The organism is Pseudomonas sp. MF08831, from assembly GCF_059862645.1.
The window spans coordinates 68,411-82,836 of record NZ_JCBCUX010000001.1 but is presented as its reverse complement, the minus strand read 5'-3'; the positions used below and the strand labels follow the sequence as shown (position 1 = coordinate 82,836).

Below are 14,426 nucleotides of genomic sequence, written 5' to 3'. Positions count from 1 at the left end.
ATGAGACGGCATTCAAACCCTATGGATGATCCCGCCGCCTACGCCATCAACCCTAATGTCTTGGCTTTCGCCACCGCCTGCGTGCGCCGCTCCACGCCGAGCTTGCTGTGGATACGTCGCGCGTGGGTCTTGACGGTGTGCAACGAGATAAACAGCCGGTCGGCGATTTCCAGGTTGGAGTTGCCCAGGGCGATCAATTGCAGCACTTGCAGCTCGCGCTGGCTCAGGGGGCTTTCCGCCACGCCGCTGGGCGCCGCCTGCGCCTCCAGGCCCAGTTCACTCAGTAACCCTGGCGAGCGCAACCGCAGTTCGCGAATCGCCTGCTGCACCTGGCAGCGCCCGGCCAGCGCCAGCCCAGCCTCCAGGGCCCGACGAGCCATCAGCGGATCACCGAGTTGCCAGGCCACCTCGCCCAGCACCAGTTGCAACTCGGTTTCCAGGCACAGCATGCCGCGCTGCCGAGTGGTGTCGAGCAAATCATTGAGCCGTGCAATTGGCTGCTCGGCACAGCCCAGCTTCACTTCGGCCAGCACCAGCAAATACTCCAGGCGCGGGATCAATTCCAGCGTGGCCGGCGGCGCCTGCTTGGCATCGGGCCCGCGAAAGTGGCGCAGCACCCGGCGCACCGCTTCCAGCGTCAATTCGGCGCGGCCCTGCTGCAACCAGAAATGCCCGCTGACCAACAGCAGCACCGCGCGATACACCGTGTCCGGTACCTGGCGCTGCTGCATCAAGCGCTCGGCCTCACGCAGCTGGATAAACGCCTGGGCGTAATCGCCTCGGTTCGCTGCCAGCAGCGCCAGGCCGAGAAAACCGTACAGCACGCGCTTGTCCTGGCTGTGCAGGCACATCGTCAAACCGGCCTCGAAACACTCAGTGGCCAGCGCATCCTGGCCTTGTCGCAACGCAAGATGCCCGCGCCGCAAGGCAATCCGCCCCACCAACGGGCCGGCCTTGAGCCGCTGCCCCACCAGCATTGCCTGCACATGCTCCAACAGGCTCTGCGCCCGATAGGGTGCGCCGCGTTGTTCCAGCAGTTGCGCGTGATCCAGCTCCAGCAATGCCTCCAGCACCAACGAACCCTGTGCACGCGCCAGGCACAGGGCTTCGCGGTTCAAGGCCTGGCCCACGTCCAGTTCACCGCGCAGCAAAGCTTGCTGGGTCAGGCCCGAAAGGCACATCAGGCGCGAGGTCCAGGCGCTGTCGGGCAAGGCTTGCAGCGCCTCGAGAAAATGCTCGCGGGAGCGCTGGGCATCGCCGCTCAAGTGCAACAGCCAGCCCCATTGCGCCTGCCAGCGGGCCAACAGATAACGCTGTTGCGCCGCGGTCGGTTGCGGGGCGAACCGCGCCAATTGATCGATACACAAGGCTGCCTGGTCGAAGCGTCCGGCAAACAGCAACGCCGCCGTGACCAGCCCCACCAGTTGCGCCGAGCCGAGCATCAATTCATCGCCATGCTGCTCATGCAGGCGCAACAGCAGCACTGCGTTCTGTTGACGGAACAAGTCTTCAAAACTGAAGTGCTGCAACAGGCTCACCGCCACTTCGTAGGCTTCGGCCAGCAGCGCCTGTTCAAAGGCGGCCTGCCAGTCCTGCTGTGCGGTGAACCATTGGCAGGCGCGACGGTGCCAGGAACGCTTGGCCGGCCAGGGCTCATCGCGGATCAGTTGCGCCAATGGCGCAAAAATTTGCAGCCAATCAGTGGTGTCCTCCCACGGCTGGATAAATGCGCCCAGCGCTTGCAGGTCGCGCAGGTAGTGATCGCCGTCACCAAAGCCGAACAAGTGCTCACACAAGCCCGGGTTGAAGCGCGGCATATGCGCCAACACACGCCAGGCCTCCGCCAGCTCGGCGGGCAAGGTGCCGAAGAGTTCGTGTTGCAGGTAGTCGAGCAAGGTTCTGTCCGGGTGCCCGTCACCGAGCAAGGCGATACGCACGCCGGCGCACCAGCCGCCGCTGAACTGCATCACGCTGTCGACGGTGTGCGTGGGCCCGAGCAGTTGCTGGATTTCCGCAGGGTTGAACATCAACTCACTGCATTCCAGCAGCTCATCGTCGAGCAGCAGACGCGGCCAGTTGCACAGCGGGCGCCGCCGGGCGCCCAGCCACCAGGTCAGCGCCGGGCTGGCGGCGCTCAGCAAACGGTCGAGCAAGGCGTCCAGTTCGGGGGCCGGCAGGCGGCAGAAATCGTCGAGAAATATCCACGCCGGGCTGTGCCAGCGGCTGAGGTCGAGCAACAAGGTGGCTTCGTCGACGAACGACAAACCGAGGTGTTGCGCCAGCCGCGCGCCAAAATCATCGGGGCTGAGCACGGCGCCATTGAGCGCCAGCCAATACACCTGACACTCCGCCGGCGCCTGCAACGCACACTCGGCGAGCAACGCGCTCTTGCCACTGCCACCCGGCGCGCAGAGCAGCTTCACCCTGACCGGCGCCGCCAGCAAAGGCCCGGCCAGGCGCGGGCGCAACAGATGGTGGGCGGACAGCCGTGGCATGAATCCAGGACGGTCCAGGCAGCGTGTCATGGCGGTCATTGCTGCATCCTGCTTTTTATTGTTATGCAACCTGGCGCCTACCCTAGTCCTGTGGTCGGAGGTTGTTGAAGAAGTATTCAGCGGGGTGATTTATAGCCATGCACAAAACCCAATGTGGGAGCGGGCTTGCTCGCGAAGGCGGTGTATCAGTCCAGGCATTCGGTGACTGACACTGCGCCTTCGCGAGCAAGCCCGCTCCCACATTTTGATCCCAGTTTGGTCCCGGATCAGCGCACGCCCTCAGACCTCAACGCTGCCGGTGTGTAATCCGCCGCCTTGGCCGCAAAGCCGAACACGAAGCTGCTCTTCTCCTCGTTTTTCATGCCCAGCGCGATGTAGCGCCCGGCGATGATGTCGTACAGCGTTTCCACGGTGTAGGCCGGCACCTGATGGTCGTAGTAAAACTGCGCGTGGCCCTCGGCAACCCGCCACAGTTGGCCACGGCCGTCGTAGTGATCAACCAGCGCGACCTGCCAGCTGTCTTCGTCGATGTACATGTGGCGCTTGGCGTAGATGTGCCGTTCGCTCGGCTTGACGGTGCCGATCACTTCCCACACGCGGTGCAGTTCGTAGCGGGTCAGGTCCTGGTTGATGTGCCCGGCCTTGATGATGTCGTCGTACTTGAGGGTCGGCGAATCGAGCTTGTAGCTGTTGTAGGGGATGTAGATCTCTTTTTTGCCGACCAGCTTCCAGTCGTAGCGGTCGGGCGCGCCAGAGAACATGTCGAAGTTGTCGGTGGTGCGCAGGCCGTCGGAAGCGGTGCCCGGGCCGTCGTAGGAGACTTGCGGCGCGCGGCGAACCCGGCGCTGGCCGGCGTTGTAGATCCAGGCCAGGCGCGGTTCCTTCACTTGGTCGAGGGTTTCGTGCACCAACAGCACGTTGCCCGCCAGACGTGCCGGGGCGGTGACCGATTGCTTGAAGAAGCTCAGCACGTTGGCCGCCTTGGCCTGGTCGATGTCCGGGATGGCTTGCGGCACTGCCACTTCTTCCTCGAAACGGATCGGCGTGTAGCTGCCATTCGTTTGCGGAGTCGCCTGGGTGATGATGCGTTTGAGGTTGCCGCCGTGGTAGCGGGTGATGTGGTTCCACAGCACTTCCACACCATTCTTCGGAATCGGGAACGCGTAGTAGCGGTTGCCGGTGAAATTCTCCAGGCCATTGCCGTCGTTGATCGCATGCACGTTGAGCGCGCTGCGCTTGATCGACTCGTAGATGTCCGGCGGCAGGTTGACCGTGCGGTGGGTTGGGTACACCGGGATCTTGTAGGTTTCGGGGTAGCGCTTGAACATCGCCACCTGGCCGTCGGAGAGCTTGTCTTTGTACTTGTCGACCGTGGCGGCGGTGATCACGAACAGCGGTTTTTCATTGGCAAATGGGTCGGCCAGAAAACCCTTGCTGTCCACCGCGCCGGCGTTTTTGGGGATGCCGCCGGTCCAGGCCGGGATCGAGCCGTCGGCGTTGCCGGCTTTTTCAGCGCCGACCGGCGTCAGGGTGGTGCCAAGCTTGGCGGCCTCTTCGGGCGATACCGCCGCCATCACGTGGGCGGCCAGCAGACTCAGGGCCATCACTGCAAATATCTTACGCATAGGTTGTTGTCCTTCCTTAAAGCAGATCAGAAGTTCACGCCGAAGCTGAGGGCGATAAAGTCGCGGTCGGTGAGGGTGTTGTAGTCGCCGCCAAAAAAATCGGTGTAGCTCAGGCTGGCGGTGTAGGTGTTGCGGTAATCCGCGTCCACACCGACGCTGATCGCCTTGGCGCCTTCGTTGAATATCCCGTTCGGCCCATAGCCGCTGACGTCATGGGACCAGGACAGGTTGGGCTTGAGGTTCACCCCGGCAAACACGTTGTTGTAATCCAGGATTGCGCGGGCGCGATAACCCCAGGAATTGGCGGTGACGAAGCCGTCGGTATCGCCGCCGAAACCATAGGCGCCATACACCGAGTCGCGGCCGTAGCGCAGTTTGGTTTTGGCCTCCAGGCCGCCGACGTGCACATAGGCCGCCTCGCCCACCAATGTCAGACGTTCGGCGCCCAGCACCTGATCGAAGAACTGGGTCATGGTGCTTTGGATCTGGGTGATTTCCTTGCGGCGGTAGCCTGAGTTATCCGAGCCGAACGAGCTGCGGATCGGCGAGGCGGTTTGGCCGGCAATCGGGTTGACCAACGCCAGCGTCAAGTCGGTGGTGTTGAGCTGCACCGGCGCATTCGGGCGGTAGCTGATCTCGCCGGTCCACGCCGTGCCGGTGGGCAAGGTGGTGGAGAAACTGGCGCCGTACAGACGGATGTCTTCCGGGTAGTCGAGGTAGTACTGACCACGACCGAGCATGGTGCTCTGGGCCAGGCCCGAGCCGCTGCCGGGCGCGATGGCGTTGGCGGTGGCCGCGATACGCCCGATGGTGGCCAGGTTGGTGTTGGCGGTGATCGTGCCCACGGTGGGTGTGCGGCTGTGGTAATTCATGAAGTACAGGCCGTACTCGGTGTCATCGCCAAGCCAGCGCAAGGCCGCCCCGAACTGCCCGCCATCGCGGGCTTCGCGGTCTTTGGCACGCTGCACCACCACGCCTTCGCGCGTGACTTGAAAGCCCTGGCCGAACGCGGCCGCCACCGGCTGCAGCGGCGCAATCGCCGGGCTGGCGACGGTGTAGTTGTTGTTGCAGCCGTGAGCAACCACGTCGTTGCCGAAGAAGGTGCCGCAGTTGTCCACCACGGTGTTTTCCCAGTTCAACTGGTAGAAACCTTCCACCGACAGCTGGTTGGTGAGGCTCTGGGACGCGAACAGCATGTTCACCGGGATCAGGCCTTCCTTGATTTCGGCACCGGGGCGACGAAAGGCCGACACGTCGATGGGGTTGATGCTGTTGATCGAGTTACCGATGAACGTACTTTCGCCCCAGCTGACGACCTGCTTGCCGACGCGCACGTTGCCGGGCAGGTCGCCAATCGAATAGTTGTGATAGACGAAGGCATCCAGCAGCTCATAGCCGGACGACCGCGCGCCTTCGTCGCGATGGTGATTGCTGATCTGCTTGAACTTGCGGTCTTCGTCCTGCAGTTCGAAGTCGTACCAGTACTTGCCGCGCACAAACACGCCGCTGTCGCCGTACTTGAGCTCCAGGTCGTGAATGCCTTTGAAGATCTTGGAGAAGGTTTCGCCCTTCTTGAAGTTCAGCCGCCCGTCATCCCCGGTGGACGCCTGACCCGTGCCGCCATTGGGAATGCCCACCAGCTTTTTGTCGGCATCGCGCATGCCCCAGCTGGCGCCGACCGACAGCGAAGAATCGAATTGCCCTTCGATCTCGCCAATGTTGAACGAAACAGCCTGTGCCTGGGCGCAGCAGCCCAGTGCAACCGCCGCGGCGAGCGCCTGTGGCGTGAAGATGGCGCGCATTGTTGTTTTTGTCATGCGTCTTCCCCGGTGAGTGACAGAAGGCCCCACCCTACTGCCGCCCGCGAGGAGCGATAAGCGCACCAAAGGGGTATTCGCAGTGTCGCTCGAAAGGATTAGCAGCCGCTCTGGCCGGGGTTTTGACCGGCCCATGACTGGGGTAGATAGCGCGTTATCAGGGGAATGGATGGCCTGCGGCGCGACTGTTGCCAATTTGGTAACAGTCCTTGTCTTGAACCGCTATTACTCAATTTGTTACAACCGACTATTCTTACCTCGCTCTCAGGGCAAACGGCCCGCTCCCAACCTGGAGAGAACAGCTGAATTTCGACGGATTGGCTAATTTATTCAATCTGTTACCCGTGTTCACTGACGTTGATTTGTCGCTCCTTGATCCAACGTCTTACTTCGGCCGCTGCCTATGCAGCGGCCTTTTTTATGCCTGAACGAAAACGGGGCGCCATCAGCGCCCCGCGGTATTCGATAGTGTTCGAGCAACGATCAGAGGCTGAATTTCTGCAAGTTGGCCATCATCTCCTTCAATGCCTCGATATTGTCCTTGGGGTGCGCGGCGCCTTCGAAGTCGCAGATCTGCGCCCAATGCGCAGCCACATCATCGGGTGAAAACCCGGCTTCGGGGTCAAACCCTACACCCAGGCTGCGCTCCCAGCGGGTCTTGCCGATCCAGCCGCCGCCCACTTCAAACAGGCCGGAGGTTTCCTGGCACGCCTCGCTGCCCAGGTACACCACCAACGGGCTGACCAGCTCCGGCTTGAGGCGGTCGAACACTTGCGGCGGGATCAGGCCTTCGGTCATGCGCGTGCCGCCGGTGGGGGCGATGGCATTGACCAGAATATTGTTCTTGCGCCCTTCCAGCGCCAGGGTGCGGGTCAAGCCGTACAAGCCCAGCTTGGCCATGCCGTAGTTGGATTGACCGAAGTTGCCATAGATGCCCGAAGTGGACGCGGTGAAGATCACCCGGCCATAACCTTGCTCACGCAAATGCGGCCAGGCAGCGCGGGTCACTTTGTAGGCACCCTCGACATGCACCCGATACACCAGGTCCCAGCCGCCGTCGTCCATTTTGTGGAAGGTCTTGTCGCGCAGGATGCCGGCGTTGTTGACCACCACATCGATGCGGCCGAATGCATCGAGCGCGTTCTGCACGATTTTGTCACCGTCGGTGACGGAGTCATGGTTGGCTTCGGCAATGCCGCCCGCTTCGCGGATTTCGGCGACCACGCGATCGGCGGCCGAGGCGTTGGCGCCCTCGCCTTGAGTGGAACCGCCGAGGTCATTGACCAGCACCTTGGCCCCGTGTCGGGCGAACAGCAGCGCATGCGCACGGCCCAACCCGCCGCCGGCACCGGTGATGATCACGACCTTATCCTGGAACTGCACTGACTCACTCATACCGAACTCCGCTGGCGACAATGGCAATGGCGTGAGTGTCAGGCACACAGCCTCCGGTCACAATAAAGTCGGCCGAGGCTGAATGGTGCTCGATAAGGCAGCGGGATGATTGTGCGTCCCAGGTTTTCGCAGGGCGTCGCCTTCTCAGTGGCGAGCGAGTCTGCTGTGGTAAGCAGGCTTGCTGAGCAGCAGGCCTCTTGTGGCGAGCGGGCTTGCCCCGCGTTGGGTGGCGAAGCCGCCCCGATAAGGTTACTGCACAGTGTTCTGGTGTATCGCGGTGGCAGGTTTCAGGGCCGCTTCGCGCCCCAACGCGGGGCAAGCCCGCTCGCCACAGCAAGCCCGCTCGCTAATGTAAGCCTGGCGCACCACAACAAGCTCATTCGCCACAACGGGTGGCTCAGGAATAGGCCACCCGTGGCGCGGGCTGGCCGACGCGCTCGCGAAACGCCAGGTAATGCTTGAGCACCAGTACCGGCGCTTCTATCTGCGGGTAGTGACCGATATTGGCCAGCAACACCGTGTCGGCGTGCGGCACCAACTGGTGATAACGCTCCACCATATGCACACCAGAGATCGGGTCGACTTCGCCGTCGATCACGCGCAACGGCACCTCGCCGCGCTGCAACGCGTCCACCCAGCGCTCCCGCAAGCGGCGGCGCTGGGGAATGTAGGCAATCAGTTTGTGCAGGATGCGCGTGCCGTCATTGCAACTGATCAGGCTCCAGAAATCATCCAGCGCGCTTTCACTGGGCCGCGTATTCGGGCCAAAAATCTGGCTGAAGCTGTTCGACAAGGCATTGCGCCCGAAGGCACGGCCGATCATCCAGCCAAGCGGGCTGAGCAGCAGTTTTTGCACCAACGCCGGGCGATGGGTTTCCGGGAACAGCCCGCCGTTGAGGAATACGCAACTGGCCATCGGAAAACGGCCTTCGTAATGACGGGCGAGTAATTCCTGGGCGACGCTGTCGCCGTAGTCATGGGCCAACACATGCACCGGTTGCTCCACGCGCAGGTGGTCGAGCAACGCCTGCTGCAGGTCGGCCTGCTCCAACAGGCAATATTCGTGATCCACCGGCTTGTCCGAGTCGCCGAACCCCAGCATGTCGCAGGCAATCACCAGGTTGCGCTGGGCCAGCGGCTGCCACAGGTAGTGCCAGTCCCAACTGGCCGTGGGGAAACCATGAATCAACAGCAGTGGCTCGCCCTGCCCGGCCACCCAGTAACGGATCGTACGACCACGGAAGACGAATTCCTGAGCGCGTTTGCGCCAGGCTCTGAGCGGGATTTCGGCGAGTGGCATCAGCTTTTATACCCGGGATCTTGCAGGTCCAATTTACGCAGCAGCGCGGGCCAGGCCAGCGCGCCGCCCATACCCTGAGCGCTCTTGGTGACCGCGGCCACCATAGCCCTGGACCCGGCAAGAATCTGCGGCTCGATGGCAATCAACTCAGCCGCGCCGTTTTGCGCCAGCACCTGGATATCGCAGGCGCGTTGGAAGATAAACATCATCAGGAACGTGTCAGCGATGGTGCCGCCGCAGGTCAGCAGGCCATGGTTGTGCAGCATCAGGAAATTGTTGTCGCCCAGGTCTGCCTGCAAGCGCGCCTTTTCTTCATGGTTGAGCGCCACACCTTCGTAGGCGTGATACGCCAGGCTTGCGAGCACGAACAACGATTGCTGGCTGATCGGCAACACGCCCTGCTTCTGCGCCGAAACAGCAACACCGGCGGGCGTGTGGGTGTGTATCACGCAGGCCACGTCGTGGCGCACGTCATGGATGGCGCTGTGGATCGTGTAGCCCGCGGGGTTGATCTCGTAGGGGCTGTCCATCAGCTTGTTGCCGGCCTGGTCGACCTTGACCAGGCTCGACGCCGTGATCTCGTGAAACATCAGCCCGTAGGGGTTGATCAGAAAATCATCGGTGCCCGGCACCTTGGCCGAAATATGCGTGAAGATCAGGTCATCCCAGCCATGCAGCGCGACCAGGCGATAACAGGCGGCCAGGTCGACACGGGCTTGCCATTCGGCAGCGCTGACCTGGTCTTTGACATTCTGTGGCGATAGAACGGGGGCTAGGCTCACGGCAACGACCTCCTTGGCACATTTTCTTATTGTTTTTTTGAGTGAAGGGCCAGTCTAGTCAGACGCTATCGCGCAAGTAGTCGCCTTCGCAGCCAGCTTGATGACCGAACGAGTCAGCAACAAGAATAGTTGAAGTCAGCGGGCGCCGCGTCAGAGAAGCGCCGCCAATAAAGGCACGGCGAACAGGTTGAGCAAGCCCGTCAACACCATCACCAGGCCCGCGACCGAGCCCTCTTCACCGCCCACTTCCTGCGCCCGGCTGACGCCCGCGCCATGAGCGCCCACACCAAACAACGCGCCACGCGCCAGGGGCGTGCGCAACGGCAACCACTTGAGCAGCACGCCGCCGAGCATGGCGCCGAACACGCCGGTGAACATCACAAACACAGCGGTGAGTTCCGGTACACCGCCCAGGTCAGAGGAAACCGGCATGGCAAACGGCGTGGTGATCGAGCGCGGCAACAGCGACATCGTCACCGAGCTGTTCAATGCCAGCGCCTTGGCCAGCCCGAACGAGGTGCCGATGGAGGCCGCGCTGCCGGCGACCATGCCCAGCAGCAACGCCGACCAATGACGCGCCAGCAAGCGGCGTTGTTGCCAGATCGGCACCGCAAACGCCACGGTGACCGGGCCCAGCACCAGCATCAGCCAGTGGGTGTCGGCGGCATATTCGGCGTACGCCGTGTGCATCGGCGCGGCCACCGCCAACAGCAGCGCCGGTACGAGGATCAAGGGCGACAGCACGTAGCGCCCGGTGCGGCGATAGATCCAGCGGCTGAAGACATAGGCGCCCAAGGTCAGGGCGAGCCAGAACACCGGCATCAACTCAAGCTTCACGGCGCATGCTCCAGCGGCAGACCATCTCTACGGTGAAAGCCGTCACCAGCATCACCGACAGTGTGCTGAAACCGATCACCAGCAGGATGCGCCAGCCGTCGTTACGCACCAGGCCGCCGTAATCAAGCAGGCTCATCAGTGCGGGAATAAAAAACAGCAGCATCTCTGCCATCAACACCCCGGCGCCCAGTTGCAGGGCGGCCGGCTTGACCAGGCCGGTGGCGAATGTCGCCAGCAACAGGCCCAAGCCCACCACGCCACCGGGTATGGGCCAAGCCAACCACACAGCAAGCTGGGTACCCAGAAAATAGATAGCCAGCAGCACAACCAGCTCAGTCAGCAGGCGGGCGATATGTTTGAAGCTGAAACGATTCATAAGCGTTTGATCCTCACAGGCGCTCAGTTTAAAGACGCCTCCCCCATCCCCACAGCGAATTGTTAGACTGCCAGCTATTCCAAACTGGAATCAGGCCTATGGAATTCAAACAGCTGCGCAGTTTTGTCGAAGTGATCCGTCGGGGCGGCTTTACCCAGGCCGGTAAAACCTTGCACATCAGCCAATCGGCCGTCAGCAAACAAGTGGCACAGTTGGAGCAGAGCCTGGGCACGCCGCTGCTGGAACGCACGGGCTCGCACATTCGCCTGACGGCCGCCGGCGAGGTGGTGTTGCAGCGCGCCGAAGCCATGTTGCGCCTGCAAACAGAACTGCTCAGTGAGCTCGATGATATGCAGCAACTGGCCCGTGGCGAGCTGCGCCTGGGCTTGCCGCTGTTGGCGGGCGACACGCTGTTTGCCGGGCTGTTTGCCGAGTACCGCAGGCGTTACCCCAAGGTCACCATCCAATTGCTCGAAGGCGGCAGCCGCACGATCGAGCAGGCGATTCTCAGTGGTGAGCTGGACGTGGGTGGTACGCTGATGCCCAGTGATCCGGCCTTTGCCTGGCAACCCTTTTGCGACGAGCCGCTGGATGCCTTGCTGCCGATGGATCACCCATTGGCCGAGAATGCCCAGGTACGCCTGGAGGAACTGGCGGACACGCCCTTCCTGATGTACCAACGCAGTTTTGTGCTCAATGACCGACTGATGCAGGCTTGTCAGCAATTGGGCTTTACGCCGAAGGAGATCGGCCGTAGCGGCCAGGCGGACTTTCTCGTCGCCCTGGTCGCGGCCGGTCAGGGCGTGGTGCTGTTGCCCAGCGTGGTCGCCCGCGGGTTGGTGCGACCGGGCGTGGTGCGCCTGACACTCAAGGCGCCGGACTTCCTGCGCTGGGACATTGCCTTTATCTGGCGTGAGGGCGCTTATCTGTCCAAAGCCGCCCAGGCCTGGCTGGCGCTGCTGCGTGAATTCCCGGTCAACCGCGCAGTGCAGTGACCAGCTCGGCCAGCCACGGTTCTGCATCGGCTTCCGGGGTGACGCTTTCGCTGGCGTCCAGGCGCAGCATCGGCAGCACTTCGCGCACGCCCAACTCGCCGAACAGCTCGCGCATTTGCTCGCCGCCGCCGCAGAAGGTGTCGCCGTAGCTGGCGTCGCCCAGCCCGATGACGGCACCGGGCAGCCCGCGCCAGGCGGCTGGGAGTTGGTCACGGATGCTCGAATACAGCGGTTGCAGGTTGTCAGGCAGCTCGCCCATGCCGGTGGTGGATGTTACCGCCAGAAAGGCTTCAGGAGCAAAGGCCTGCACATCGGCCAAGGTGGCGCGCGGGTTGTGCCAGGCTTCAAAACCGGCCGCGTTGAGGATGCCGGCGGCGTGGCGAGCGACTTCTTCAGCGGTGCCGTAGACCGAGCCGGAAAGGATAGCGACTTTCATCAATCTGATCCTGTAGTTGAGCCAAAGCGTGGGATGTTAGCAGCTGGCGCAAATATTTCGGCGCATGCCGCGCAACATTCAGGGCATGCCATACACTGCAGTCTCTAAAAACAAGCCATGGACCGCTCAATGATTAACGCCAAACTGATGCAGCTGGTCATCAACGCCTCCAACGACGGCATCGTCGTCGCCGAACGCGAAGGCAAAGACAAGCCGCTGATCTACGTTAACCCGGCCTTCGAGCGCATGACCGGCTATGCACTGGACGACATCCTGTATCAGGATTGCCGCTTCCTGCAGGCGGGCGACCGCGACCAGCCAGCCTTGATGGCGATTCGTGAAGCCCTCGACAGCGGCGGTTCGTGCCGGGAGATCCTGCGCAACTACCGCAAGGACGGCGCGCCTTTCTGGAACGAGCTATCGCTGTCGACGGTTTACAACGAAGCCGACAAGCAGACCTATTTTGTGGGCGTGCAAAAAGACGTCAGCGCGCAGGTGAAAGCACAACTACGCGTGGCCCAGCTGGAAGCACAGGTGGCCGAGCTTAAAGGCGAGTTGGCGGCGCTCAAAGCGACGAGCGGAATTAACAAAGTGTAAAAAACACGGTCTTTAGAGCGATAATGGCTTTTTAATGTCTCATCGTTGAGCTCCATCAATGCACCGCGACGCGCTTTTGACGCAGGACGAACTGGATTTTATCCAGGACATGCAGCACAACCCGCAGCTCAACCTGCGGGATGCGTGGTCGAGCCTGACGGTCAACGGCGGTGCACAGATTCGTGATTTGCTCACGCGCTTGGCCGCTCACGACCACGTCACCATCCAGGCGCAGTTCGACAACCAGCAACTCACGTTCCCGCTGCACCTGGTAGAAGACGAGTTTCACGCAGTTCATCTGCGCCTGGGCGTGCCGAGCATTTTTGAAGACGGGCCGATGATCCGGCCGTGGCGTCTGGCCCTTGAAGCACCGGTGGCACTGGAAAACGTCAAGGGCAACCCTGCCGCGTTATGGGTTCACGAGGTGTCATTCAAAGGCGTGCTGGTTGAGATTCGTGGCCGGGTCAAACCGCCGAAAACCTTTTCTCTGTGGTTCAGCCCGTCCGGCTACGAACGCATTGCCTTGCGCGGCGCGCTGGAGCGGGAAACGGCCCGCGGCTTATTCGCTTACCGCCTGAGCCAAAGCGATGCGGATGAAATCGAGCGGCTGCGCCAGTTCATCCTGCACCAGCATCGCCTGGTTCATCCGCACGTACACGCCTGACTTCAGGTATCCAGCTGCCCACTCAGAAACTGTTGCAAGCGGCGCTGCATCACAAGCCCATCGCTGCCCAGGCAGCCGACCGAGGAACCTGCCAGGTCTTTTTCGGCGAAGTCAGACGCGGCGCCCGCCAGAAACAGTGGGCAATTGAGCGTCATCGCCAAGCGACTCAGGCGCTCGGCCAGCTCATGGTTGTGTGAATGGTTGGAGAAGATGACGAGCGCCTGGGGCCGGATTTTTTCACAGACCAATGTCAGTTCGTCCAGGGGCTGACCCACTTCCAGCACCTTCATGGGCAAATCCTGCCGGCCGACCAATAGCGCCGCCACCAGCAATTCCAACTTACGGCATTCGCCGGGCAACGCCGCCAGCAAGACCAGGGACCCGGGCGAGCCGCTGCCCAGTTGCAAGCGCAGCCAGGCTTGCTCACGCAGGAAAGCATCGAAAAATAACCACTCGCTGGCTTGGCCGAAGCGGCCTTGATGACGCAGCAAGTTGCTCCAAAGGGGCATGAGGATGTCTTGAAACGCCACACTCGGCAGGTAGGTCGCTGACAACTGGCTGTACAGGTGTTCAAGGGCGCGATCATCGAAAGCACTGATGGCCTGCCTCAACCGCGTTTGCCATTGCGTGTCCTCGATCGAGTCTCGCTCGGCGCGAACCACATCGGCTTGCTGATCATCGCGGGCGAGGATCTTGCCGACTTTGCTTACCGCAACGCCGCGCTCAATCCAATCGAGAATCCTGTTGACGGTCTCAATATCGGTCCTGGAGTAGAGGCGATGCCCACTTTCGGTGCGCGCGGGCTGGATCAGGCCATACCGTCGCTCCCAGGCTCGCAAGGTGACCGGATTGACACCTGTCAATCTCGAGACTTCACGAATCGGAAAAAGCTCGCTGGAATCGGCAAGGCTGCCGTGGGCGATTTCGTGAACAGGAGCAGTAATTTCGGGCATCGGGGATCAAAAAACATCCATGTAGATTTGGATCCCATTTAACGCCTTTCCACTTATCCTTTTCAAGGCCCGCACCCTTCTGACCAATGTCACTGGCGTATTTTTGCAAAACAGGAATAATCCTTGCCTGTTTTTCAGGTGATGGCCTACCCGG

At 61.7% G+C, this 14,426-nt stretch carries 13 protein-coding genes; 3 read left to right on the top strand and 10 right to left on the bottom strand.

What is annotated here, in order from left to right; translation table 11 throughout:
- Nucleotides 1-38: 38 nt before the first annotated feature.
- The 8 genes from AC19YS_RS00400 to AC19YS_RS00365 form a co-directional block, all read right to left on the bottom strand.
- Nucleotides 39-2,534 carry a LuxR C-terminal-related transcriptional regulator gene (locus AC19YS_RS00400; protein WP_500600610.1) on the bottom strand — a complete coding sequence of 832 codons (2,496 nt, stop codon included), beginning with the start codon at nt 2,532-2,534 and terminating at the stop codon, nt 39-41.
- A gap of 227 nt (nt 2,535-2,761) precedes the next feature.
- Nucleotides 2,762-4,120, bottom strand: a complete 1,359-nt coding sequence (locus tag AC19YS_RS00395; protein WP_200623802.1) for a DUF1329 domain-containing protein — start codon at nt 4,118-4,120, stop codon at nt 2,762-2,764.
- A gap of 26 nt (nt 4,121-4,146) precedes the next feature.
- Nucleotides 4,147-5,937, bottom strand: coding sequence for a DUF1302 domain-containing protein (locus AC19YS_RS00390; RefSeq protein ID WP_500600607.1), 1,791 nt, complete (start codon nt 5,935-5,937; stop codon nt 4,147-4,149).
- A 483-nt stretch (nt 5,938-6,420) separates the two neighbouring features.
- A complete protein-coding gene (locus AC19YS_RS00385) occupies nt 6,421-7,332 on the bottom strand; it encodes an SDR family oxidoreductase (RefSeq protein ID WP_500600605.1) in 912 nt (303 codons plus the stop codon).
- 397 nt (nt 7,333-7,729) lie between these two features.
- The gene (locus AC19YS_RS00380; RefSeq protein ID WP_119736739.1) at nt 7,730-8,632 is read right to left on the bottom strand and encodes an alpha/beta fold hydrolase; all 903 of its coding nucleotides are present in this window, start codon (nt 8,630-8,632) and stop codon (nt 7,730-7,732) included.
- On the bottom strand, nt 8,632-9,414 hold the full coding sequence (locus AC19YS_RS00375) for a class II aldolase/adducin family protein (RefSeq protein WP_169367593.1): 783 nt from the start codon (nt 9,412-9,414) through the stop codon (nt 8,632-8,634). The genes AC19YS_RS00380 and AC19YS_RS00375 overlap by 1 nt, the downstream gene beginning before the upstream one ends.
- 150 nt (nt 9,415-9,564) lie before the next feature.
- Nucleotides 9,565-10,251 carry an LrgB family protein gene (locus AC19YS_RS00370; protein ID WP_200623801.1) on the bottom strand — a complete coding sequence of 229 codons (687 nt, stop codon included), beginning with the start codon at nt 10,249-10,251 and terminating at the stop codon, nt 9,565-9,567.
- Nucleotides 10,241-10,627, bottom strand: a complete 387-nt coding sequence (locus AC19YS_RS00365) for a CidA/LrgA family protein (RefSeq protein ID WP_200623800.1) — start codon at nt 10,625-10,627, stop codon at nt 10,241-10,243. Before AC19YS_RS00365 ends, AC19YS_RS00370 begins: the two co-directional genes overlap by 11 nt.
- A gap of 98 nt (nt 10,628-10,725) precedes the next feature.
- Between AC19YS_RS00365 and AC19YS_RS00360 the strand changes: the two genes are divergently transcribed.
- Complete coding sequence (locus AC19YS_RS00360; RefSeq protein WP_106578217.1) at nt 10,726-11,622, top strand: LysR family transcriptional regulator; 897 nt, start codon at nt 10,726-10,728, stop codon at nt 11,620-11,622.
- Here AC19YS_RS00360 and AC19YS_RS00355 read toward each other — a convergent pair.
- Nucleotides 11,603-12,058: a flavodoxin gene (locus AC19YS_RS00355; protein ID WP_448208842.1), complete on the bottom strand. Its 456-nt coding sequence runs from the start codon at nt 12,056-12,058 to the stop codon at nt 11,603-11,605. The genes AC19YS_RS00360 and AC19YS_RS00355 overlap by 20 nt on opposite strands.
- A 129-nt stretch (nt 12,059-12,187) precedes the next feature.
- Here AC19YS_RS00355 and AC19YS_RS00350 point away from each other — a divergent pair, with 129 nt between their 5' ends.
- The gene (locus tag AC19YS_RS00350) at nt 12,188-12,655 is read left to right on the top strand and encodes a PAS domain-containing protein (protein ID WP_106578215.1); all 468 of its coding nucleotides are present in this window, start codon (nt 12,188-12,190) and stop codon (nt 12,653-12,655) included.
- A 58-nt stretch (nt 12,656-12,713) separates the two neighbouring features.
- Nucleotides 12,714-13,319: a hypothetical protein gene (locus AC19YS_RS00345; protein WP_106578214.1), complete on the top strand. Its 606-nt coding sequence runs from the start codon at nt 12,714-12,716 to the stop codon at nt 13,317-13,319.
- 2 nt (nt 13,320-13,321) lie between these two features.
- On the opposite strand, the gene AC19YS_RS00340 is transcribed toward AC19YS_RS00345, so the two are convergent.
- Nucleotides 13,322-14,272, bottom strand: a complete 951-nt coding sequence (locus tag AC19YS_RS00340) for a MerR family transcriptional regulator (protein ID WP_500600600.1) — start codon at nt 14,270-14,272, stop codon at nt 13,322-13,324.
- Nucleotides 14,273-14,426 lie beyond the last annotated feature (154 nt).

Coding starts and splice junctions, on each gene's coding strand:
- AC19YS_RS00390 (WP_500600607.1), bottom strand. CDS start 5,937: ATGACAAAAACAACAATGCGCGCCATCTTCACGCCACAGGCGCTCGCC.
- AC19YS_RS00360 (WP_106578217.1), top strand. CDS start 10,726: ATGGAATTCAAACAGCTGCGCAGTTTTGTCGAAGTGATCCGTCGGGGC.
- AC19YS_RS00385 (WP_500600605.1), bottom strand. CDS start 7,332: ATGAGTGAGTCAGTGCAGTTCCAGGATAAGGTCGTGATCATCACCGGT.
- AC19YS_RS00380 (WP_119736739.1), bottom strand. CDS start 8,632: ATGCCACTCGCCGAAATCCCGCTCAGAGCCTGGCGCAAACGCGCTCAG.
- AC19YS_RS00365 (WP_200623800.1), bottom strand. CDS start 10,627: ATGAATCGTTTCAGCTTCAAACATATCGCCCGCCTGCTGACTGAGCTG.
- AC19YS_RS00355 (WP_448208842.1), bottom strand. CDS start 12,058: ATGAAAGTCGCTATCCTTTCCGGCTCGGTCTACGGCACCGCTGAAGAA.
- AC19YS_RS00340 (WP_500600600.1), bottom strand. CDS start 14,272: ATGCCCGAAATTACTGCTCCTGTTCACGAAATCGCCCACGGCAGCCTT.
- AC19YS_RS00395 (WP_200623802.1), bottom strand. CDS start 4,120: ATGCGTAAGATATTTGCAGTGATGGCCCTGAGTCTGCTGGCCGCCCAC.
- AC19YS_RS00400 (WP_500600610.1), bottom strand. CDS start 2,534: ATGACCGCCATGACACGCTGCCTGGACCGTCCTGGATTCATGCCACGG.
- AC19YS_RS00345 (WP_106578214.1), top strand. CDS start 12,714: ATGCACCGCGACGCGCTTTTGACGCAGGACGAACTGGATTTTATCCAG.
- AC19YS_RS00350 (WP_106578215.1), top strand. CDS start 12,188: ATGATTAACGCCAAACTGATGCAGCTGGTCATCAACGCCTCCAACGAC.